Source organism: Hymenobacter sp. 102, assembly GCF_049949205.1.
In the GTDB taxonomy this organism is placed as follows: Bacteria; Bacteroidota; Bacteroidia; order Cytophagales; family Hymenobacteraceae; genus Hymenobacter.
The window spans coordinates 1083518-1105529 of sequence record NZ_CP188172.1 but is presented as its reverse complement, the minus strand read 5'-3'; the positions used below and the strand labels follow the sequence as shown (position 1 = coordinate 1105529).

Below are 22012 nucleotides of genomic sequence, written 5' to 3'. Positions count from 1 at the left end.
TCATTTCCATCGAAATAGTGCGTTATTTTGCATTCCATTGTGCGGCTCGTTTACTCTATATATCACGAACGGAACATTCCTTTCCGTTCATTTTTCGTAATATCATATGCTTCCTGAGCAGGTTAAACCGAAACCGAAATTGTTCACCAAATCTTCTTGCATGATCAAAGACCGGATTGTAGCTCTCTCGAAAGACTTATTTCTTGCTGTTGCTGCTGCAGATGCGTTAGGCGTACCAGTTGAATTTGAGGACCGAGATGAACGACGAGCCGATCCGGTACGGGGAATGCGCGGGTACGGGACGTTCCGGCAACCTGCGGGAACATGGTCGGACGATTTCGCGCTGGTGGCATGTACCGTCGAGTCGATGATTGCGGCGGGTCCGAGTAAGCTAGACCTTCAGGATCTTGGAAACCGATTTTGCAACTGGTATCGCTACGGTTATTGGGCAGTCAATCAGGTGTTTGACATCGGCATTGCTACCCAAATGGCTTTGGAACGCATCGAAATGGGATGTGATCCTTATGAAGCGGGTGGAGTTAAAGAATTTGATAACGGAAACGGCGCGTTGATGCGCATCCTGCCACTGCTGCTGCATCCTTTATATCAGCAAGCCGATTCAATGCAGCGTCAAGAACTTGTGCAGGAGCTTTCCAGCGTTACCCACCGTCATTCGCGTTCCGCACTTGCGTGTTACCTGTACCTGCAATTCGCTGATCAACTACTGCACGGGAGGAGCAAACAAGAAGCCTATGCTTACCTGTGTGAACACGGTACCGAGGATCTAACCCAAGACTTGCGCCGGGAGGTACCGCATTTCACACAAGTGCTGAGTGGTCAACTACAGCAGCTTGAGGAAGATGCTATTGATTCATCAGGATATGTTCTGCATACCCTAACAGCAGCCTTATGGTGTGTATTAAATCACAATAGCTATGCCGATACGGTACTAGCTGCGGTAAACTTAGGCTTCGACACGGACACAACAGCGGCTGTTGCTGGACCTCTGGCTTTGTTAGCTGAGCAGCAAAGGTCGGGTATTCCGGTAGAGTGGCGTCACAAGCTTGCCAAACGAGCCGAGATTGAAGACTTAGCAGATCGGTTCATCACAAGAATGGATTGGTGTAGGTAGATAATGATTTGCAGAGACCCACGATTGTAAGTGTAATCATCGTTTCCACTTTATGATCAAATATTATTTTCTATCTGCTGCCCTTTTGTTCTCAGGAGTAACTCGCAGCCAAAACCCCCAACACATTTACAAGCCTGCGTGTGACCTGAAACGGTTGAATGACGAATATGTCAAGCTGCTTGAAGCAAAACGCAAGTTGCTCAATCCCAAAGCTCAGAAGGTCATGTTCACTGCTGCTCTATTACCTGACGCAGTGTTGCACAATAGATCAATGGAAGAGCGTGACAAGTTATATCATTCCGATCAAGCGCAAGCAGTGGAACTCATTGGGATGAGTTCGGAAATATCCAATCTGCAACAAGATCCTAAAAGGATTGCGCTGTATATCTGGAATATTTTTAACTCTTCAATTAAAGGGCATTGCGAAGCGCAGGAGGATGTAGAAAAATACAAAGTGGCAGTCAGTTGTAGCCAGAAATACTTTGTGGTGCGTTTTCAGCCGATCCCAACGCTTTACGGATACTAGTTTTTGAGTTAGAGTAAGTACTAAGATTGTATAGGTAAGTCAACCTGAATATGTCCTTGTTGATACCCGTATGAAGGCTGCTTCCTTACGGGCAGCCTCTGCGGTAACTGGCATTGTATTTCGTAAAGTCAAATTATTAACTGAGGAAAAAAGGACACATAATATAATGTGTTATTCCTGTCAGTACCTATGGTATACCATATGTGTCCTTTTTTGCACCTATTCAAGAAAGTAATTTTACAATGATTTATCATTGGTGCACCCATAAGGAGTGCAGGTGTTCTGTGTATACTAGCGTAAATAACTACCAATGAGTGAGATGTGAAGTAATATGGAAAATAGTTTAACAAGAACTAAAACTATTAATATACCCTATGATATAATAAGAAATATGAGATGAAACATGAAGACAAAGTACAACTATCATTGGACTCAGGTCAACATCCGACCTGAAACCAAGCAAGCATTGATGATCCTGTGCGGTGCGCTCGGTAATAATATTATGAATGTGCCACAATCAACTGTAATTGATACATTGGTCAATGATAAGATTAAAGAATTAAACCTTAAAAAAATAATCCTATGAAGTGCCACGTAAGACAACTATTAACCCAATAACTCTACTATATCCCAATCTATTATCAGTAAATGAACTTTCGATTGATTCTAGATATCATGATTTTAAAATAGGTTCCAGTGCATACTACTTGTTGTTTCATATTCTATGTGAGCCATATCTTGCCTTGGAAGAAAGGAAAGATAATTACGTATACATTCATTCTGATATTATTCAAAATGTTCTGGGTAGTAACTACAATAAGATCATCAATGTATTGATAGAAGAGCAGTATATCGTAGTTAATCCATACTATTCCAAGCATCTGCATATCTGCAAGTCATATGCTATTCATCCTAGGTTGATGGATGAATCAAAACCTTTGCTAACAGTGATATTCAAGAAAAGCGCAGTATTGCATAAGAAGATTAAGCGCATTGCTAGGACCAACTTGTCAAAATGCGTTGATGATGCAATAGGCATAGGTCGGCAACATGTGATTGATATGACTGCTGAGCTAGTGTTGCAGCCCGATAGGGAAGCACTAAACTATGTTGATAATTGCTTCAGTAGCACCAGCAATCCAAATACAGCCGAAATGTATTTTCACTATTGGAATACTAACCCTCTTAAAGGGTGCGGAGTCGATGCGTTTGGTAAGCGCGTACATAGCGTTGTTACTAATATGCCCAAAGTGTTACGTCGTTGCTTACGGTTTATAGACGATCCTACCATGCCGGTAGCCGAACTTGATATCGTAAACAGCCAACCGTTTTTCTTGTCTGTACTCAGCGCCGTGCTTGTCGATACCTTCGTTCCCGAATGCGCAGCTGCAGTTGCTATATGCCGTAGGTACGAAGCAAATGCAGACTATATCTGGTTTCGTAAATTGTGTGGTAACGGATTGATCTACGAAGAATTGAGCAAGCAATATGAGAATAGGTACGGGTGTAGCTACGGAGTAGCAGACAATGATGCGAGGGAGGTAACTAAAGGACTGGTATATGGTGTGTTTTTTTCCGACTACTCAAAGGCGGTCAACGGTTTAAACAGGGTATCTTACACCGAACACAGTAAACTCAAGAAAAACTTCTTCCGGCTGTTTATGGATATTTTCCCTTCCGTCTACAGTTCGTTCAAGGAAATCAAGTCGTTGTACTGGTCCTTCACAGTCAATAGACAAGGAGTGCACAAACAATACGCTAATAACTGTCTACTAGCACAGAGGCTGGAATCTGCAATCATGTTCGACTGCTTGTTACCTGCTTTGCTCGATAGGGGCATCAACTGTGTCGTGACCGTGCACGATTGCTGTATTATCAGGCGAGCTGACGTTGCAGCCGTTAAGAGGGTGATGCTTGATACCTTTCAGAGCTTAGGGCTGCATCCTGAAATCAAGGTAGTAAGCTGAAGAATAGTAAGTAGTGGCAATAAGCGTATGCAATTAGATGATGATCAGGAGTTCTGCTATTCGTCTAATCGCATACGCTTTCGCAATTCTGTTTCCTGCATTAGCTGTTGTTCATTGGCGATGTCTTTACGAACAAGGACGTAGCCGACGCTGCCTAGTGAGGCGAACAAGATCCCTACGCCACTGAAAGTAGATATTTCGCTGCTGACCAGCTGGTCGAGCAATACCAGACTTACACCAGCAATGAAGCAGAACTGCCCTTTGCGTTGGTAACGCCGCAGTTTCGATAGCTCGTCAAGGGCAGTTTGGGGTTGCTTGCTGGGCGTGTGCACCTTATGGATGTATTGGTTAAATACTGGTTATTGAGTGATTGAACGGTTTCTACCTGTTTACTCTCTGGTTGTTGATGGAATCAGTCAAAGCCTTTCGGGCATCTCGCTGGTGGGTCGCAGCATCACGGTATGCAGAATCGAGCCGTAATGCACATGATAAAGTGCGTATAGCAAGACTCGGATAGCCAAGTTGCAATTCTGAGTAACCCTTTAAGTTATAATATGTTGAGTTTGTTGTGTCGCCAAGTGCTAGCGCACAATCAACATCCTGAATAGCTTGCTGGTATTTGCTTGTAGCCACATACAACAGAGCTCGGTTACCGAAAGCAGGGGAGAAGCTAGGGGTTAGTTGGATCGCGCAGGTATAATCCTGTTCAGCTAGCTTGAACTGGTTAGACAGGTAATATGCATACCCCCGGTTGTTGTAAGCTATAGCTGATGATGAATCTATCTGGATAGCAGCGGTGAAATCGGCAATTCCCGCTTCATAGTTCTGCAACTCGTCCTGAGCATACCCCCTGAGCATGTAGTGTTGCGTACTATCTGGTTGGTGAGCAATCAAGGTGTCCAGCTTGCTAATGGCTGCTTCGTAGCGCTTTTCGGTAAGTGCCCGCACAACACTTTCATGCTTTGGCAGAGAACCTTTGGGTGAGCAACCAGATAGTAACGGTAATAATGAAGTGATCAATGAGACTGATAACGCTGTGCTGCGGATATGATAGTTCAAGGCAATAGATGATTGGTGATGTGCTTCAGCTGATCACCCACTATGGGATTCACGGCATACTGATACTAACAGTAGCTGATGTAAAAATAGTATGTTGCTAAGTAGAAGTTGTGCCGATGTTCCTCTATACTTGCTGCGAAACTTGCTACAACAACAATGTGACTATGCTCATCACTATATCATATGCTAGAATCCACTCGTGTGATATCAGCACAACTCATAAAGTCGCCCATTTCCATCTCTAGTGCTCGGCACAAGGAAATCAGCACATCTAGCGTAGGGCTAAATGCTGCGGTTTCAATGCGCTTGATGGTGGATTTTTCCACGTTAGCGACATCCGCTAACATCTGCTGGCTCCATCCTTTGGTCACCCGCAAGGAGCGTAGGTGAGCCCCGAAAAGTTTAACGCCTGCTGGATTCTTCACCTCAGCAAGCTCCCTACCTCAAAAGTTGATATTGGGCGCAGAAATGCACCCAAGACTTGTTAGATTTGTATTAATAGCAGGCACTAACTAAGGCAACAGTCTGCTTCAGCCTTCTTCACATCATTCCTTTCTCACCATCCATTCAACGTATGCATTTTACCGCGAAAAGCCGGTTCTTTACCTATCTGCGTGTAAGCTGCTTAGCAGCCGGTCTTACAATAAGCATATCCACATCTTACGCTCAAACGACTACTACACCACCCGCCCGCACCTACTTCAAAGACGAGTATGGTAGAGAGACGAAAATGGTGAAAGAACGGTGGGGAGAAGATGAGAACGGAGAAAAGCACGGCAAATACATTCTCTACTCTGAAGGAGACATGTATTCTACCGCAGGTCAAGTGATGAAAAATAGCACATATGTACATGGTGCTGAAACAGGACCAGCTTATTACATCGGTGATTTGTCAGCTAACTTCCGATACAATGCTAATAAGTTCAGTGGTACTTTCACTAATGGCATTAGAACAGGAGTATGGAGCGTATACGAAAGATTGAATGGTAACAAACTAGTTGAGAAGCAGTGGTATAACGATAATGGTGAATTGATAAAGAAAACATTTTATAAAGACGGAAAGCTCACGGGGACAATTCCTTACCTGAATAACCTTCGTAATGGACCAGCGAAGCTGTATGGTAATTCGGAAGCAGAATATGCTTCTGGAAGCTTTGAGAAGGACGCGCCAATTGGGACTTGGACCGATGCCACCATGGCTAGTTCCGGGAAAGCTATAATTTACAAGAAGGGTCACAAAGTGCTTTTTGAACAGGGAAAGCCTGTTGCGCTCATTGATGCTGCTGGTAAAACTACCCCCTACACGCAAGTGCTGGCGAAACAGGAGCAAGCAAAGCAAACTGCCGTGGCAGAGGCACTGGATGCAGCTTTGAAGCCAATAAACCCTGACTTCTTTACCATGTCTGCTTCAGAGGAGACTGATTTTGCGGGCAAGGCGTACAGAACGCCCAAAGGAGTAATGGTGGGTGCTGATTTACTCAAATCAGGCATGTTGGCGGAGAAATACGAAACAGTTCCTAAGATCATTGAAGCAAATACGGAGGCAGGCAGGCTGACTTTGTTGCTGAAAGTGTTATACAAAGTAAATGGCAACACAACGCCGATGCGCGCTCTGCTGAAAGACCCTTATTTCAGTGACCCAACAGCGCAAGCCTTGGCAGCTTTGCACGTCCCTCGAGTAGATGCGGAGATGATTTATTTTGCCTTAAGAGGCGTCGGCAGTGAAAAGGGAATGGATGCTATTAGCGTACAAAAAGTCATAAAGGGACTCAGTGGAGCAGGGGATTTATACAAAACAGCGTTGAATAGACGGTTTGATGCCGTGTGTACGAACGAGAAGGAATATGCAGGACTTTCTTTGCGCCAGTGGCTCTACGAAGAGTTTATGGGCAAATCACCCTACCTCTGGATGAATTATATCACAAAGAATGATCCAGATGATGTAAATCGACCTGAAGGCGCACAGAAACCTCAAAACTGATTTACAATAAGACAGCTTCGTGTAAAACAATTGAATACATAGTCATGAATATTAAGTCATTAAGTGCCATTGTGTCCGTTGTGTTCCTCTTCGGATGTGATAATATTGAGTCATCCGTTAAAGAACTAGCCGAGACTTCCCAACAAAGCAATAATGAAGATGCTGGAGAGCGAGAGGCGGATATTGAAGCCTACTCAGACGGTGCCGACACGACAGCCGCAGAACAGGTTGAATCTGCGGGTGAGGATGATTTGCCAACTCAGCACCTTACACAATACTACGGCAATGGACCGACTGTTAAACGACGGTTCTCATTAGTAAATAATCAATTAGATGGAGTCGTGTATGACTATCACAGAAATGGAAGAGTTGAACTCAAGAGCGAGTATAATGAAGGAACGCCAATAGGTGAATGGATATATTATTCTTATGATGGTGATAAAGAAAAAGAGCAAGAATATTACGGGAATGGTAAAATAAAGACGGAGATAAATTATGATTACAACGGTGAGGTAAAAAGCAAAATAAAATTAGGTTGGGAAGGGAATATCGCTGAATACTTTGAAAAGAATCCTAAATACCTCGGGATGGATGGCGAAGACCTTGCTGGTACTGGTGAAGGTGGGCTTCTGTCTGGAACAGCGCTAAGCCACTGTACACAGTGTGTACTTGGTATACCGGGTGTTCGTGAGCTAACAGCAGAATCAGCTGAAAAATTAGACCAGCTGAAACGAGCAGTTAGCGATACTCATCCTGATAATCCAGTCAAATACATTCGATTTAGATTTAGCAACGCTTCAGTTGAAGGGAGACAACTTAATCTCATGAGCGCTGATATTAATGCGGTGGATTATTATTCATCGTCTAACGAGTTGCTGAGCTCTAGGTGAAGGTGGGTAGATGATAAAATCATGTTGTTTTTTTGAAAGTTAATATAATGTATGATTAAAGTAAAAAGTCTTCGTCACAAAACGGATATTCCACACGCGCTGATTGTAGCGCGTATGTCTGTAGAAAATCTTCCTGCACTGGGGGGAGATTGGGAACTTATGAGTAAAGAGGTAAGAGCAGAGGAGTGTAAGTATCTATTCGCTTATGGCGATGTAGATGTTGAAATAAATCTTAATGAACTCACACAGAATAATACTCAAGTTATAATTGAGTTGACTGATGGAGAACGTAATGAGGTTGAAGTCGATCTATCTGAACATAAGAAAGATGTAGAATCCGTAGAAGTATTAATTAACCTGAATGCCTCTTTTTTCAGCACTAAATGTCTATTCACGAATGATGACGAGATTTATATACTTGATAAGTCGGATATGCCCAATGGTTTCGAGAAATCATTAAAGGGCGTGAAAGACGGCGAAGAGGATGAGGACGACGAAGAGGATAGCAAGAAGAAATTGTTTGCAGCCCCTTTCTCATTGAAGGGTAGAATACGTCGCACCGAATACTGGCTCACCATACTACTTACTATGGTAATCTCTGCTTGCTTGTCTGCATTCGTCATATATAGACTCTCACAAGATTCGAATGATATAGTAATATGTATAGTAATAGCCTTTGCTGTTTTAGCCCCGGTTTGGTGGATGAATCTAGCTCAAGCAACTAAGAGGTGCCATGACCGTGGAAATAGCGGAGTGTATCAACTAATTCCGTTTTACTTCATGTGGATGGCATTTGCGCCTAGCGACGAAGGAGCAAACCGATATGGTGCAAGTCCAAAGTAATGCTCTTGGTATTTCAATACAGCGGTGCATATGAGAATCAAAAGCCCCTCTTAACACGATAAGAGGGGCTTTTTGCAACTATCTTGGAGCTTTCACTTTGTAACGTTTACTTCAATATGACTTGTTGTAGATAGGTAAGTTGAAGATATTAAGCGTATGTTCTACCACTTTCTTTTTGCGTTTATCCACGTAACTCTGTAATGTCTTCAAGTTAGTGTGTCCTGTAATACTCATAACTACAGGTAGAGGTGTTCTGTAGTCTAGCAAAATGTTAATATGTGACCTTCTTCCACAATGAGTAGTGATACATTCATATTTCCACCGGGTTTCCTTGATTTCTTCACCACCTACAGGTGTAATAATCGTTACCTTCTTATGCATCGACGATAATTCCTTACATATTTCAGCTATATACTTGTTCGTATCATCATCTTCCATAGCTATGGAAGGTATGTCGAAATTACAACGGTTCAACACATACTCTGATACAGGATTCAAAGGAACATAAACCTGTACGCCCTGCTTTTTACCCTTTTGTGTGTATTTATTGATATAACCGTCCTCTATATCATCACTCGTAATGGTAGACCCATCAGAGAAGCGAAATGATGTAGCACAGAGGAACAATAGCATCAATCTAGCCCGTTCTTTTGCCCTAGAAAATCCTTCCATCTGCATGATTTCTAGAATCTCTGCTTCAGAGAGAGGAAACACCTGATCATTTTTCTTTTGAAGAGAGAATTTATAGCGCTTATACTTAGGATTTACCGATATACCTTCTGGTAACAAGTCGGAGTATGCATCATAGTAGTTGAGCATTGTTTTGATTTTAGAGATATAATTCTCTACAGTATCATTAGACCGCACTCTACCGATCTGATAGCGTAACAATTCAGCATTCTCTCTCTTCTTAGTCACAGGATTTACTACCTGCTTATAGATGGGGGTTTTAGAAGGCGTAGTGTTCAACCATTGCTGAAACTTGATCAGCCATTGATCATCAATGTCACCGATCCTAGCATCAGCGTCAAACTGAGCTACTGTATTGATAAAACTAGTCTGTGTGCGAATGGTCGAGCTTGATAAAGTTGTGCCTACACCATTCCGCTTCATATAGTTATGCAGCCAGTCAGTGAGTTTATCACCATGGTCAATGCTGTGCTTCTTCTTAATAGCTGCTAGCTCTCTTTTTTTCTTGGCTAATTCGCGTTCCAACTTCTCAATAGCTAATTCATCTTCTGGTATACTTTCTATCTCCACAATCTTCTTAGCACCGTCAAGACTGCTGTTAAATCTTGCGTTGTGAGCTTTCCTTGCTTCCTCAGCCGCATTTGCAATCTTGGTTTCTTTGATCTTATCCAGCAATTCAGATACTAATGCTGATAAGGCAACCGCCGTGAAAGGTACTTTCTTGTTAGCTAGGGTAGCATGAGCCTGTAGAATGCAATCGAGTACCTCTTCAATGGCTCTATTTGCTTCTAGGTAACCTGGTTTGCCGGTTTTAACAAAGTTATCTTTGCTCAGATACTGAGGATCAATAGCGGTGTCAGGAACTGCTATTCCTTGATGCCTAATGCCACGATAGCTATATCGAATATAAACAGGCTTAATGGGCTTGCTACCCCTACAGAATGCTGTTAGAGTGGGTTGTTCATTGGTAGGTCTAGGCATGATAGGGCTTTGCTAATACGCTGTTGGTAGGTGTTTCAGCGCTTCGCATCCAATTCAATGACTCGTAAGAGAGATTAATGGACATGTATACAGAAACGCTAAATGTGTATACCAAAACTAAGGTAATATGCCTTAAAAGCCTGATAAACGAAAGAATAGTTTTTTAGGTGTTTTGGTTGTGGAAAAGGGGCGCGGTATTACCGCGCCTTTTTTTATTGCTAAAAATCAGCAGGTTACGGGTAAATTCAGCGGTGTCTGTGGGATGGGGTGCTGGCCGTTCGCACTCTGTTTTGTGCAGGTAGTAACGTGGGTTCAGATATACCTGCGCATGGATTCTGCGTTTCGCCCGTTGCCATGTACCCGATGCTGTAGAATCAGCGGGTGAAATAGTAGCGTACCTGATAGCAAGTGCCGGCTGCGGGAGGAAAGTCAATAGCTAGAATACCACGCGAAGCTCGTAGCCACCGGGGGCAGCTTCCGAGGCGGTTTCCACCCGGAAGGCACCTACCCGGCTAGGGCCGTAGCCCAGGTTCACCTTCACCCACTCATCACGGACGGGAAGCTGCTGAATCACCTGCTGACGCAGCCGCACCAGGTCGTCGCGCAGGTTCTGCAGGTGTAGCTGGGCTTCTTCGGCTTCCTGGGGGTAGCTGCCGGCGGGGGGGCGCTGGTCGAAGGGTGGGGCGGGGGGGCTGTGCGTAATGGTGGCGGCGGCAATTTCTGCCTGCGCCAGCTCCTTTTCCGTTTTCAGGTAAGCCTGTACGGTTTCTTCGAGGGGCAATAAGGCGGGGTCGAGGTAATCAAGATTACTGGCCATGAGGGCAGGAGTTGAGCGGTAGAGATGATGCTGGGCAGAACGCAAAAAATGCCCGGAAGGATGCGTCCCTAGCCTGTAGTCGGGGCTTTCGGCTTGTTGCGCTGACATTTCTCGCCACAGTATTTTACCTCATCCCAACAGTTGCGCCATTTTTTGCGGTACTCAAATGGCCGCCCGCAGGTAAGGCAGATCTTGGTGGGTAGGCGGCCTTTAACGAGGCGGTCCGGCAGGCTCATGAAGCAGAAAGATTAGACGGGTATTGAATAACTCCAGCCGGGCCACGGAGGTTACAGACCGTGCCGGGTTGGCGGCCAGCTGTATCTTTGCACCATGTCAAATTCTGTTTCCGTTGCGCCCGATGCCTTGGGCCAGGCCCTGCTGGCCTACCAGCGCGGCCATCTGAGTGCCACGCTGGCCGTGCATAGCTCTGTAGCCGATGAAGAAGTGCTGCCTGCCGCTTACTTTTTTCGCTCGCTCTGGGAGATGCCTGAAATGGAGCGTACCGCGCTGGAGGAATGCCGGGGCCGGGTGCTCGATTTGGGCGCCGGGGCCGGCTGCCACGCCCTGGAGCTGCAGCAGCGCGGGTTCCGGGTAAAGGCCGTGGATATTTCGCCCGGGGCTGTGGAGGTGATGCAGGAGCGGGGCGTTCAGGAGGTAGCCTGCCACGATATTTTCGACCTGGCCCTGGCCGCCGGGGAAAAATTTGACACCATTCTGATGCTGATGAACGGAGTGGGCCTTACGGGTACGCTGGCCGGCCTGGAGCGGTTTCTGGAGCACGCCAAAGCCTTACTAGCCCCCGGCGGCCAGATTCTGGCCACTTCCTCCGACATCAGCTACCTCTACGAGGACGAGGACGGTGCCCTGGTATTCGATCTGAATGGGCCCTATTACGGCGAGGTGGAATATACCATGCAGTTTGCTCATCAGACTGGTGCTGCTTTCCATTGGATTTTCACCGACCCCGCGCTGCTTCAGGATTACGCCGAAGCCGCCGGCTACACGGTAGAGTTTCTGGAAGAGGATGACCAGCAGCAGTACCTGGTGCGCCTCACGCTGGCGTAATTGCGGGCATCTACGCCTCTAATGTTCATTCACGTATACAACAGCCTTATCCATGTCTGTTTTCGAAAGAACCTACACCGTGCGCTGGGCCGATATGGACCCCAACGGCCACATGCGTCACTCTGCCTACGCTGATTACGCCGCCCAGCACCGCATTGAGTACCTATCCGAGCACGGCTTCACGCTGCCGTTTTTTGCGAAAGCCGGCCTCGGGCCTATCCTGTTCCGGGAAGACACCCGCTACCTGAAGGAGCTGCACATCAACGAGCAGTTGCGCGTAACCGGCGAGCTGTCGGGGCTGAGTGAGGATGGCTCCCGCTGGAACATAGTGCATACCCTGTACAAGCCCGATGGCCGCCCCGCTGCCACCGTGGCCGTAGAGGGGGCCTGGCTGGATTTGCGTGCCCGCAAGCTCACCGTGCCCCCCGCTGACATTGCCGCCCTCATGCGCGCCCTGCCCCGCCACGCTACGTACCAGGATATTGTGCGTGAGCCAAAGTCCTGAACAGCCGCGCAGTACACGAAAAGCCCGTTGCACTACTAAGTGCAACGGGCTTTTTGGTAGTAAACCGTCTGGCTACTTGACTGCCAGTGCAATGCGTTCCACCTGTTTTTGGTGGTGCAATACATGGTCAATCATGAAATCCAGGGTTTGGTAGATGGTAAGCATTCCGGAGCGCGGGTGCTTGAAGATGGAGCGGTTGAGCAGGTTGCTTGGGAATTCATTGAGCAGGCGCTCCAGGCGGCGGCGTACGGCCGCCCACTCGGCCTGTAGCTCGGGTAGCGGGGGAATTTCGGTGGGCGTCATTTTCTCCAGGTAGGAGGGAGCCTTGAAGCGCGTGAAGGGCAGCCGCAGCAACACCCGCAGCAGCCGCGACTTCAGAAACGCCGCCAGTCCGGACTTCTCCAGCGACTCGGCCTGCAGCAGCTTTTTTTCCATGTACTGCCCAATGCCGGTTTCCGATACCACCAGGTGCTGCACTACCTGCACCGCCGACCACTGGCCCGGCCCGGGCGGCTGCGTAGCCCGGGGGCCCAGTGCCGCAACGGTATCCAGCAGATGAGAGGTGGCCAGTTCGAGCTGTTCGAAACGAAGATGCAGCCGGTGATTCATGCAGGGGAGGGAAAAGGATGAAAGGCAAAAGATACGCAAAATGAGCCGGGCAGGTAGTGGCCTCCGATGCACCCGCCCGGGGTGACACCGCTCATAGCGGCTGTCCACAGGCGCCGCATCCGGGGTCCGGAACCCGAAAAAATACGGGCGTTTTCTGACTAAAATGTATTACTATGATAATTATTATAATTAAATATATATAAATAAGAATATATTAGGGAAGTGCTTTGTTCCACTTCACCTCACCTCGTATGCTGCACACCACACATTATCCCACCCGTTGGGCGCTGCTACTGGTATTGCTGTTTGCAAACCTGTCAGCTTTCAGTCAGGGCCAGCTACGGCCGGCCCCGCGTGCCCTGCCCATTCAGGCCCGGCAGTACCTGCAGAAACATCAGCAGCAGTTGGGCGTAACCGAAACCGATATTCAGGACGTGGTGCTGAGCAGCGAGTCGCGCAGCCCGCGCAGCCAGCTGCACCTGCTGTACGTGCAGCAGCGCCACGCCGGTATTGACATTTACGGGGCCATCAGCACCCTGGCACTGGGCCCCGATGAGGCCGTGGTGAGCGTGGCCGGCCGCCTGCTTCCGCTGGCGCAGAGCCGGGGCACGCAGCTGGCCACCCGGCCCGGCTTGTCGGCGGCCGATGCCGTAGCCGCCGCAGCCCGGCACGTCAACCTGCCCTTGGGCGGCGGGCTGAACGTGCTGGCTCGTGGGGGCGACGCCAGTCAACAAACCATTTTCTCCACCGCCGGCATTTCCCTGGAGCCCATTGCCGCCCGGCTGGTGTACCAGCCCCTGGCCGATGGACAGCTGCGCCTAGCCTGGGAGGTAGCCATTTATCCGCTGGATGCGCTGAACTATTGGGTGGTGCGGCTGGATGCCGCCACGGGCCGGGTGCTGGACCAGGATAACCTGGTAACCCACTGCGCATTTGACAACACCCGCTCCAGCGGGGCCGCTCAGGTGCTGGCCGCCCCACTGCAGCAGCCTGCCCTGGTGGCCGCTCCGGCGGCTAATGCCTATAACGTGTTTGCCCTGCCGGCCGAAAGCCCCAGCCACGGCAGCCGCAGCTACGTACTGCATACGGCCGCCGATGCTACGGCCTCGCCCGCGGGCTGGCACACTACCTCTGCCGGCAGCTACACCACCACGCGCGGCAACAACGTGCACGCCTACGAAGACCCCACCAACAACAACAACGCCGGCGGCACCAACTACAGCCCCAATGCCGGGCCCGGCCTGCTGTTCGACTACCCCATCGACTTCACCCAGCAGCCCGTAACGTACCGCGACGCGGCCACCACCAACCTGTTCTATCTGAACAACATCATGCACGATGTATGGTACCAGTACGGCTTCGATGAAACCAGCGGCAGCTTTCAGGTAGATAACTTCGGGCGCGGGGGCGTAAGTGGCGACGATGTGCGGGCCGAGGCCCAGGACAGCCGTACCATCTCAACCACCCGCAACAACGCCAATTTCTTCACGCCAGTTGATGGCCAGCGGCCCCGTATGCAGATGTACCTGTGGAGCGGTATTCCGGACCCCGAAATGTTCAAGGTAACGGCTCCTTCGGCGCTGGCCGGCAACTACAAGGCACTGCAGGCTACCTTTAGCGCCCCGCTCACCCCGGTACCGGTAACCGGCCGGCTGGTACTGGTCAACGCCTCGGCGGGCGTCGGTCAGGAGGGCTGCGCGCCCCTGAGCAACGCCGCCGCCGTGGCCGGCCACATTGCGGTGGTGTACCGGGGCTCGTGCGGCTTCGCCTTGAAGGCGCAGTACGCCCAGGAGGCCGGAGCCACTGCCGTAGTGGTCATCAATAACGCACCCGGCGACCCCATCACCATGGGCGGCACGCCTGCCGTACCCATTACCATTCCGGCCGTAATGATTGGGCAGGCCGATGGGGCCACCCTCCGGGCGGCGCTGGATGCGGGGCAGGAAGTGCGCGTGGCGCTACGCAACGCCGGTACCGGCCCCGAGCTGGATGGGGATTTCGACAACGGCATCATCGCCCACGAGTACGGCCACGGTATCTCCAACCGCCTCACCGGCGGGCCAAATGTGGTTACCTGCCTGCAGAACGCCGAGCAGATGGGCGAGGGCTGGAGCGACTGGTTTGGGCTGATGCTGACCATGCAGCCGGGCGACACCGGGCCCAAGCGCCGCGGTATTGGCACCTACGCCCTGGGGCAGGCTACCAATGCCCAGGGCATCCGGCCGGCACCCTACAGCACCGATTTTGCCGTGAACAGCTATACCTACGCCGCCACCAACAACCCCAACCTGTCGCAGCCGCACGGGGTAGGGTTTGTGTGGGCCACCATGCTCTGGGACCTGAACTGGGCCCTCATTGACAAATACGGCTTCAATCCCGACCTGTACCACGGCACCGGGGGCAACAACCTGGCCATGCAGCTGGTGATGGACGGGCTGAAGCTGCAGGCCTGCAGCCCCGGGTTTGTGGATGGGCGCGACGCCCTTCTGGCCGCCGACCGGGCCGACAACGCCGGGGCCAACCAGAAGCTCATCTGGCAGGTGTTTGCCCGCCGGGGACTAGGCTACAGTGCCAGCCAGGGCCGCAATACCAGCCGCTTCGACCAGGCAGAGGCCTTCGACCTGCCGCCCCTGTACGCCTGCGACCCGCCCACGCTCACCGTGTCGCCCACTACCACCTTCAGCGGCGGAGCTCCCAAAACCATCTACCTGGGCTACGGGCTGCAAAGCCTCACGCTGCAGGCCAGCGGCACGAATATCGTGAGCTACAGCTGGGCTCCGGCCACGGGCCTGAGTAGCACCACCAGCGCTGCTCCGGTGTTTACGCCCACCGCCCCGGGCACTTATACCTTCACCGTAACGGCTACCAACAACAACAGCTGCGTGGAAACGGCCTCGGTGACGATAACTGTAGTGGATGTGCGCTGCGGCAATAAAAACGACAAGGTACAGGTGTGCCACAAAGGCAAGCTGATTTGTATTTCGGCTGCGGATGTGGTAGACCACCTGAACCACGGCGACAACGTGGGCCTGTGTAATAACCCGCAAACCGGCTCCGCCGACGATGCTACCAGCGTAGCCTCCACCGATGAAGACCAGTTCCGGGCCAGTCCCAACCCCGCCGGCGACGCCACTACCTTCACCTTCCGGCTGAACACGGCCGGCCGCTACCGCGTGGAGGTGCTGAACCTGCAGGGAGCCCTGGTAGCCGTGGCGGCTGAGGGCCAGGGCCAGGCCGGCCAAACGGTAGCCGTGCCCTTCCGGCCCGAGCGGCTGGCAGCCGGCGTATACATGGCCCGCCTGGTGGCGCCCGGCGGCAGCCAGTTCGTGCGCGTGCTCTGGCAACCCTGATGCCCGGCGGCTGAAAACGGCTCAACAAAAAAAGCCCGATTCCGGCCAGAATCGGGCTTTTTTGTTGATTGGCTGGCAGGGTAGATACCCCGGCCGGCCGGCTTACTTGCTCACGTACAGCACTTCCTTCACGGCCTTCACGGTGCGCTCCACGTTGGGCAGGGAAGCCTCAATGAGGGTAGGCGCGTAGGGCAGGGGCACGTCCTGGCAGGTGATGCGCAGCACGGGGGCATCCAGGAAGTCGAAGGCGCGGCGCTGCACCATGTAGGCCAGCTCCGAGCTGATGCTGGCCAGCGGCCAGGCTTCCTCTACTACCACCATGCGGTTGGTTTTCTTCACCGATTCGATGAGCGTATCGTAGTCGATGGGGCGTACCGAGCGCAGGTCGATTACTTCGGCGTTGATGCCTTCTTTGGCCAGCTCGTCGGCGGCGGCCAGGGCCACTTTCATCATTTTGCCGAAGCTCACGATGGTTACCGACTCGCCTTGGCGTACCACGTTGGCTTTGCCAATCGGAATGAGGTATTCCTCCTCGGGTACCTCGCCCTTGTCGCCGTACATCAGCTCCGACTCCATGAAAATCACCGGATCGGCGTCGCGGATGGCGGATTTCAGCAGGCCTTTGGCGTCGTAGGGAGTGGAAGGCACCACTACTTTCAGGCCGGGGGTGTTGGCGTACCAGTTCTCAAAGTTCTGGGAGTGCTGCGAGGAGAGCATGCCGGCGTTGCCGGTAGGGCCGCGGAACACGATGGGGCAGCTGTACTGCCCACCCGACATGGAGTAGATTTTGGCGGCCGAGTTAATCACCTGGTCGATGGCCACCAACGAGAAGTTGAAGGTCATGAACTCGATGATGGGCAGTAGGCCGTTGATGGCCGCACCCACGCCGATGCCGGCAAAGCCCAGCTCGGCAATGGGCGTGTCAATCACGCGCTCCGGGCCGAATTCGTCGAGCATGCCCTGGCTTACTTTGTAGGCGCCGTTATACTCGGCTACTTCTTCGCCCATCAGAAACACGCGCGGGTCGCGGCGCATTTCTTCAGACATGGCTTCACGCAGGGCTTCCCGGAATTGGATGGTCCGCATAATCACAGAGGAAAGTCAAAAAGTCAACTCAGAAACAAAAAGCCGGCGCAAGTCCGGCCCGTAAAGCTACAACGACTAGCCGGGACGGGCAAACGGTGAGGTGCCCATTGTAGCGGGGAGCTTATTCTGTTACTACAAAAGTGGCAGTGTGGGCATTAAGCTTGATGCCGAATTCGCTTTGAAAAACAAATTTCAGGTCATCTGTTTGGCTCCGCTCTTTCAGGAAATACACATTGTCAAAATCATCCCGCTCGGTTTGCGGAACGAAAGACAGGTCTCGCAGACAAGTGTCCTCAGTGAGTGGATATTCCGCGTCGCGTGGCGCTATTCGGAAATAAGTTGTTTGATTGAAGATAAGCTTAAAGCCTCCAACTGGAGTAGACTGAGCCCAGCTTTCAGATGAGCGTTGCCAAAAAAGTATAACGGTTTGGTCTGCGACCTGATGCTGTAAACCCACAAAATCAAAGCAATTGTGGATGTCCAGGTAAATTCCTGACCACTCAATAGAAATACTGTCGTCGCCAAACTCAAAGTTTTCAAGCGTCATGGTAGATACTTGGCTAAGCAGAAATTAAGAGGGCTTCGCGAGCCTGAATGGTCTTGTGCTTAAAAAGGACGGATTGCTTCGCTCTGCTCGCAATGACGTATTTGCTACCGCAGCGACTCCATAAACTGCTTACCCTTGGCGAAGTCCCGGAACTCCAGGTCTTCCACGGCGCGGTTGGCGTAGGTGCGGTCCAGCTGCACGGCGCGGCGCAGGTGCATGGCCATGGCGGGCTCGTTCTGCTGGCGGGCGGCTACTACGGCCAGGCAATAGTAGAGCAGTGGGTCCTGAGGGCGCAAGCCGATAGCCAACGCATAAATGTCGGCCGCGCCTTGGTAATTGCCCTTCAGCACGTAGATGAGGGCCCGGTTCATGATGTTCTGGTAGGTTTTGGAGCTGTAGCTCAGGCTGCGCAGGGCATCATCCAGCTGGCCCACCTCAATTTCCAGGGCCGCCTTATCGGCAAACACCTTGCTGAGCACGGCTCGGGGGCCACCTAGCTTGATGGCGTAGTCGTAATTCTGCAGGGCCTCCAGCTTGTCGCCGGCGCGGTGGTAGGCGCTGCCCACGCGGTAGAACAGCTCGGCGGTGGGGTTGCGGTGGGCGGCCAGCGTGAAGTTGACGGCGGCCCGGCGCAGGTAGGCACGCTGCACTTTGGGGTTCACCTCTTTTTCGGAGCGCAGCAGCAGCACCACGGCCAGGTTATGGTAGGCCTGCCAGAGGCCGGTGGTGGCCACGGCCGTTTCGTAGATGCGCTGCTTTTCGGCCAGCAGGGGCGTGAGGTTGGCCGAGTAGCGCAGCTCCTCGGGCGTTAGAGCGTCGGCCTCGGTCTGCTTCTCCACAATCTTTTTGGAGAGCAGGTAAATTTCCGAGTCGTAGCGCTTGGGGGCCGAGTAGCGCACGGCCACCGTGCCGAAGCGCATCACCGGGTAAATGTACTGGTCGAGGTAGTCGTAGAAGCTCAGGCGGCGCAGGCCTTCTTCCTTCTGGGCATAGGTGCCGGGCGTATCGTTGATGAGCAGCACCACCGAGTCAATCTGGGCCGGTTTCAGGGCCGACTGCTGCACTTTGTTCAGAAACAGGTCCCAGCGGCGGTGGTAGGCCTCGGTTTCGAAGTCAATCTGGCTGACCTTGTTCAGGTAGGAGTCCGTATCGACGCGGTTCTTGTAGTACTTCAGCAAGGCCTGCACGCGCTTGTCGGCCAAGCGCGGGTCGTGGCGGTCCAGGGAGTCGGGCGAGTGGCCGGCCACAATCATCACCTTCTCGGTGTGCTGGTTGGCTTCGATGAAATCTTCCAGGGCCGCCACGTTGGTGCCCAGGTAGTTGCGGATTTCGGCCTTGCCCGCATCAAAGAAGAAGGGCAGGACCCGGGTGCCACTCATGTTGTTGTCGGCGGTTTCGGGCAGCAGGGTAATGGCCGTATCCTGGCGCACCACCAGGCGGGTGGTGGTCACAATGCCGCGGGCCACTACCAGCTCTTTCCCCTTCACGCGCTTGCCGTTGGGCTTGGTTTCGCGGGCATCGGGCAGGGCTACCAGTTCGCCGGGGCTTTTCTGCGGGGCGTAGGGAAAGGAAAACTGCTTCCGGATAACCAACTGGTCCTTCTGCTGCTCATCGTAGGTGTACTCGCCCGAGATGAACGTGAGGCGGCCCACGGTGTCCTGGCGCAGGCCGTTCTGGTAGCGGTAGCTCAGCCCCAGGTTGTAGGCCGCGCCCTTGCGCAGGTGGCTGGCGGGCACCTTGGCCGTTACCTCAAACAGCACGTTTTCGCCGTTGCTTTCCAGCACGGTGGGCTGCACCGTCAGCGCCTGCCCGGCCTGGGCCTGCTTCAGTACGCTGGCCAGCGGCGAGCAGCCCGACAAGTAAGTGACGGTTCCGGCCAGGGCAATTCCGGAAAAGTAGCGGGAAGCAGAAATGGGCATGAGCAACAGGCGAGCGAGACGCTAAATTCAGACAACAAACGGAAAAACCTTCGCAACCGACGTATCTTGTTGCGGCTTTGGTACGTAAGTGCTTGACTACCGCCACCAATTATCGTATTTTGGATCAGGTTAGCCACTCCCGGCAGCTGAATACTCAGATGGTATGAAACGACTAACCGACTTTATCGAAAAGCAGAGCTTCGGCGTGTGTGAAGCCATTGGCAAACGGGTTGGCTTCTCTTCCGGCAGCGTGCGCCTCTCATTCGTGTACGCCTCCTTCTTCACCTTTGGCTCGCCCATCGTGCTGTACTTCGCCCTGGCGTTCTGGATGAATGCGCGCCGAGCCCTGCGCCAGCAGCGCCGCACCGTGTGGGATTTGTAGTAGCACATGCTTTAGCTTGTGCCAGGCCTGCTTCCCGGAAGCAGGCTTTTTTGTGCCCGTTGCCTCACTCCCCGGCCCCCTCTCCGGGAGAGAGGGGGCCGGGGGGTGAGGCAACGGCGGCGCAGTCCTGAATCCTTCGGCTCCCCCTTTCTCCGGGGGAAGAGAGTAAGGTGGTTACGTCAACTCCCGGACGTCCAGCTCCGAAAACTTCCGCTGGCTGCGCCCGAAATACGCCCACACAATGCTGCCCTGATACACGCCCGGCCGCTCCCGGCTGCGCAGCTTCTGGGGCTGGGCCTGCCGGCGCTGCCGCCAATAACTGCGGCGGAAAAAGAAGTCGGCGTGGGCCCGGAATACGGCCCGGTAATCGGCGCGCTGGTTTTGCAGGAACAGACGCACGGCGGCCACCCAATCCAGCACCACCCGCGCCGTGAGCACCCAGGGCAGCTCGGCGGGGTGAGTATTCTTGTACACCAGAGCCAGGCCGTTGTGAAAGTTGAGGTAGGTTTTGCGCGGGTTGGATTTGTGCAGCGTGCCGCCGCCTACGTGAAACACCGTGCAGCCGCCGTGGTACCACACCTGCCAGCCGGCATTCTGCAGCCGCCAACACAGGTCAATTTCCTCCATGTGGGCAAAAAAGGCTGATTCCAGTCCGCCCAGCGCATGCCAGGCTTCGGCCCGGACCAGCATACACGCGCCGGTAGCCCAGGCCACCGGGCGCGGGTCGTCGTACTGGCCCTGGTCGGTTTCGAGGGTGTCGAAGAGGCGGCCGCGGCAGAAGGGGTAGCCCAACCGGTCGAGGTAGCCCCCAGCGGCCCCGGCATACTCAAATTGCTGCTGCTCGGCCATAGTGGAGCCGAACTGCCGGATTTTGGGCTGGCAGGCCGCAATGCGCGGGTTGCTTTCCAGCAGTTCCCGCTGGGGACGCAGCCAGCCGGATGTCACCTCCACATCGGAGTTCAGCAGCACGTAGTACCGGAACTCCGGCCCCAGCTGCTGCAGGGCCTGGTTGTAGCCCTCGCAGAAACCCAGGTTGCCGGAGTTCCGGATGATGCGCACGGCCGGAAACTGCTGCTGCACCAGGGCCACCGAGTCGTCGGTGGAGGCGTTGTCGGCCACGAATACGGTGGCCCCGTCGGAATGAGCCAGTACGCCGGGCAGGAACTGCTGCAAAAAGGCACGGCCGTTCCAGTTCAGGATAACCACCGCCACATCGGCGCAGGAGCCAGCAGCGGGGTTAGAGGCCAAAACCGCCGAGGTCGAGGCCGGGAATGTTGGGAAGGAGGCCCGAGGTTTTGCTCTTGATTTCTTCCTTGGCCTTCTCGCCGGCCTCCTCCATCACCTTGTTCACGGCGGCCACCACCAGGTCGGCCAGCATGTCCCGGTCCTGGGGTTGCAGCAGGCTTTCGTCGATTTCCAGCTTCAGCAGGCGGCGCTGGCCGTTGGCCGTGGCGCGCACCAGCCCGCCGCCCGACTCGGCGGTGGTGGTAATGTATTGGAGTTGGTCTTGGGCCTGCTTCATTTTCTCCTGAAGCTCTTTCATTTTGCCCATCATGCCCATGATATCAAACATCGGAATGCAGTAGTTAGGGTGGTAAAGATGGCGCAAGCTACAAGCTTCAGGCCACAAGCCGGATGCTGCCATTTTGGGCAGTGCATAGAA

At 52.6% G+C, this 22012-nt stretch carries 22 protein-coding genes; 10 read left to right on the top strand and 12 right to left on the bottom strand.

All coding sequences use genetic code 11. The features are described from left to right. Positions 1–106: 106 nt before the first annotated feature. The 3 genes from ACN19L_RS04850 (at position 107) to ACN19L_RS04840 (ending at position 3625) form a co-directional block, all read left to right on the top strand. A complete protein-coding gene (locus tag ACN19L_RS04850) occupies positions 107–1132 on the top strand; it encodes an ADP-ribosylglycohydrolase family protein (RefSeq protein ID WP_315996607.1) in 1026 nt (341 codons plus the stop codon). A gap of 52 nt (positions 1133–1184) precedes the next feature. Next, complete coding sequence (locus ACN19L_RS04845; protein WP_315996606.1) at positions 1185–1658, top strand: hypothetical protein; 474 nt, start codon at positions 1185–1187, stop codon at positions 1656–1658. A gap of 743 nt (positions 1659–2401) precedes the next feature. Beyond that, entirely contained in the window at positions 2402–3625 is a 1224-nt protein-coding gene (locus tag ACN19L_RS04840) for a hypothetical protein (protein ID WP_315996605.1), read from the top strand. A gap of 56 nt (positions 3626–3681) precedes the next feature. Here ACN19L_RS04840 and ACN19L_RS04835 read toward each other — a convergent pair whose 3' ends face one another. From ACN19L_RS04835 to ACN19L_RS04825, 3 genes are all read right to left on the bottom strand, one after another. Continuing rightward, positions 3682–3957 carry a hypothetical protein gene (locus ACN19L_RS04835; RefSeq protein ID WP_315996604.1) on the bottom strand — a complete coding sequence of 92 codons (276 nt, stop codon included), beginning with the start codon at positions 3955–3957 and terminating at the stop codon, positions 3682–3684. A gap of 49 nt (positions 3958–4006) precedes the next feature. Continuing rightward, positions 4007–4684, bottom strand: a complete 678-nt coding sequence (locus tag ACN19L_RS04830) for a tetratricopeptide repeat protein (RefSeq protein WP_426492406.1) — start codon at positions 4682–4684, stop codon at positions 4007–4009. 179 nt (positions 4685–4863) lie between these two features. Further along, positions 4864–5109 carry a helix-turn-helix domain-containing protein gene (locus tag ACN19L_RS04825; RefSeq protein WP_426492405.1) on the bottom strand — a complete coding sequence of 82 codons (246 nt, stop codon included), beginning with the start codon at positions 5107–5109 and terminating at the stop codon, positions 4864–4866. 149 nt (positions 5110–5258) lie between these two features. Between ACN19L_RS04825 and ACN19L_RS04820 the strand changes: the two genes are divergently transcribed. The 3 genes from ACN19L_RS04820 to ACN19L_RS04810 are packed head-to-tail and all read left to right on the top strand — an operon-like array spanning position 5259 to position 8398. Then, the gene (locus ACN19L_RS04820; protein WP_426492404.1) at positions 5259–6665 is read left to right on the top strand and encodes a toxin-antitoxin system YwqK family antitoxin; all 1407 of its coding nucleotides are present in this window, start codon (positions 5259–5261) and stop codon (positions 6663–6665) included. A gap of 44 nt (positions 6666–6709) precedes the next feature. Continuing rightward, positions 6710–7555 carry a toxin-antitoxin system YwqK family antitoxin gene (locus ACN19L_RS04815; RefSeq protein WP_426492403.1) on the top strand — a complete coding sequence of 282 codons (846 nt, stop codon included), beginning with the start codon at positions 6710–6712 and terminating at the stop codon, positions 7553–7555. Between the two features lie 51 nt (positions 7556–7606). Next, entirely contained in the window at positions 7607–8398 is a 792-nt protein-coding gene (locus ACN19L_RS04810; protein ID WP_426492402.1) for a DUF805 domain-containing protein, read from the top strand. Between the two features lie 111 nt (positions 8399–8509). On the opposite strand, the gene ACN19L_RS04805 is transcribed toward ACN19L_RS04810, so the two are convergent. From ACN19L_RS04805 to ACN19L_RS04795, 3 genes are all read right to left on the bottom strand, one after another. Continuing rightward, the gene (locus ACN19L_RS04805) at positions 8510–10069 is read right to left on the bottom strand and encodes a tyrosine-type recombinase/integrase (protein ID WP_426492401.1); all 1560 of its coding nucleotides are present in this window, start codon (positions 10067–10069) and stop codon (positions 8510–8512) included. A gap of 436 nt (positions 10070–10505) precedes the next feature. After that, positions 10506–10886, bottom strand: a complete 381-nt coding sequence (locus tag ACN19L_RS04800; RefSeq protein ID WP_426492400.1) for a hypothetical protein — start codon at positions 10884–10886, stop codon at positions 10506–10508. 68 nt (positions 10887–10954) lie between these two features. After that, the gene (locus ACN19L_RS04795) at positions 10955–11122 is read right to left on the bottom strand and encodes a DUF2256 domain-containing protein (protein WP_426492399.1); all 168 of its coding nucleotides are present in this window, start codon (positions 11120–11122) and stop codon (positions 10955–10957) included. A 94-nt stretch (positions 11123–11216) separates the two neighbouring features. On the opposite strand from ACN19L_RS04795, the gene ACN19L_RS04790 reads away from it, so the two are divergent. Continuing rightward, on the top strand, positions 11217–11951 hold the full coding sequence (locus ACN19L_RS04790; RefSeq protein ID WP_426492398.1) for a class I SAM-dependent methyltransferase: 735 nt from the start codon (positions 11217–11219) through the stop codon (positions 11949–11951). 52 nt (positions 11952–12003) lie between these two features. Further along, positions 12004–12456, top strand: coding sequence for an acyl-CoA thioesterase (locus ACN19L_RS04785; protein ID WP_426492397.1), 453 nt, complete (start codon positions 12004–12006; stop codon positions 12454–12456). A 72-nt stretch (positions 12457–12528) separates the two neighbouring features. Here ACN19L_RS04785 and ACN19L_RS04780 read toward each other — a convergent pair whose 3' ends face one another. Next, positions 12529–13065: a DinB family protein gene (locus ACN19L_RS04780; RefSeq protein WP_426492396.1), complete on the bottom strand. Its 537-nt coding sequence runs from the start codon at positions 13063–13065 to the stop codon at positions 12529–12531. A gap of 251 nt (positions 13066–13316) precedes the next feature. Between ACN19L_RS04780 and ACN19L_RS04775 the strand changes: the two genes are divergently transcribed. Next, positions 13317–16415: a T9SS-dependent M36 family metallopeptidase gene (locus ACN19L_RS04775; protein WP_426492395.1), complete on the top strand. Its 3099-nt coding sequence runs from the start codon at positions 13317–13319 to the stop codon at positions 16413–16415. 102 nt (positions 16416–16517) lie between these two features. On the opposite strand, the gene ACN19L_RS04770 is transcribed toward ACN19L_RS04775, so the two are convergent. The 3 genes from ACN19L_RS04770 to ACN19L_RS04760 all read right to left on the bottom strand — a co-directional run bounded on the left by ACN19L_RS04770 (position 16518) and on the right by ACN19L_RS04760 (position 19967). Beyond that, positions 16518–17501 carry a pyruvate dehydrogenase complex E1 component subunit beta gene (locus ACN19L_RS04770; RefSeq protein ID WP_426492394.1) on the bottom strand — a complete coding sequence of 328 codons (984 nt, stop codon included), beginning with the start codon at positions 17499–17501 and terminating at the stop codon, positions 16518–16520. Between the two features lie 121 nt (positions 17502–17622). Beyond that, a complete protein-coding gene (locus tag ACN19L_RS04765) occupies positions 17623–18048 on the bottom strand; it encodes a hypothetical protein (RefSeq protein ID WP_426492393.1) in 426 nt (141 codons plus the stop codon). 104 nt (positions 18049–18152) lie between these two features. Continuing rightward, on the bottom strand, positions 18153–19967 hold the full coding sequence (locus ACN19L_RS04760; protein ID WP_426492392.1) for a hypothetical protein: 1815 nt from the start codon (positions 19965–19967) through the stop codon (positions 18153–18155). A 163-nt stretch (positions 19968–20130) separates the two neighbouring features. Between ACN19L_RS04760 and ACN19L_RS04755 the strand changes: the two genes are divergently transcribed. Then, positions 20131–20349 carry a PspC domain-containing protein gene (locus tag ACN19L_RS04755; RefSeq protein ID WP_226269319.1) on the top strand — a complete coding sequence of 73 codons (219 nt, stop codon included), beginning with the start codon at positions 20131–20133 and terminating at the stop codon, positions 20347–20349. A 174-nt stretch (positions 20350–20523) separates the two neighbouring features. Here ACN19L_RS04755 and ACN19L_RS04750 read toward each other — a convergent pair whose 3' ends face one another. Together ACN19L_RS04750 and ACN19L_RS04745 are read right to left on the bottom strand one after the other, a co-directional pair. Then, positions 20524–21597, bottom strand: a complete 1074-nt coding sequence (locus ACN19L_RS04750) for a glycosyltransferase family 2 protein (protein WP_426492391.1) — start codon at positions 21595–21597, stop codon at positions 20524–20526. Further along, entirely contained in the window at positions 21587–21922 is a 336-nt protein-coding gene (locus tag ACN19L_RS04745) for a YbaB/EbfC family nucleoid-associated protein (protein ID WP_226269317.1), read from the bottom strand. The genes ACN19L_RS04750 and ACN19L_RS04745 overlap by 11 nt, the downstream gene beginning before the upstream one ends. Positions 21923–22012 lie beyond the last annotated feature (90 nt).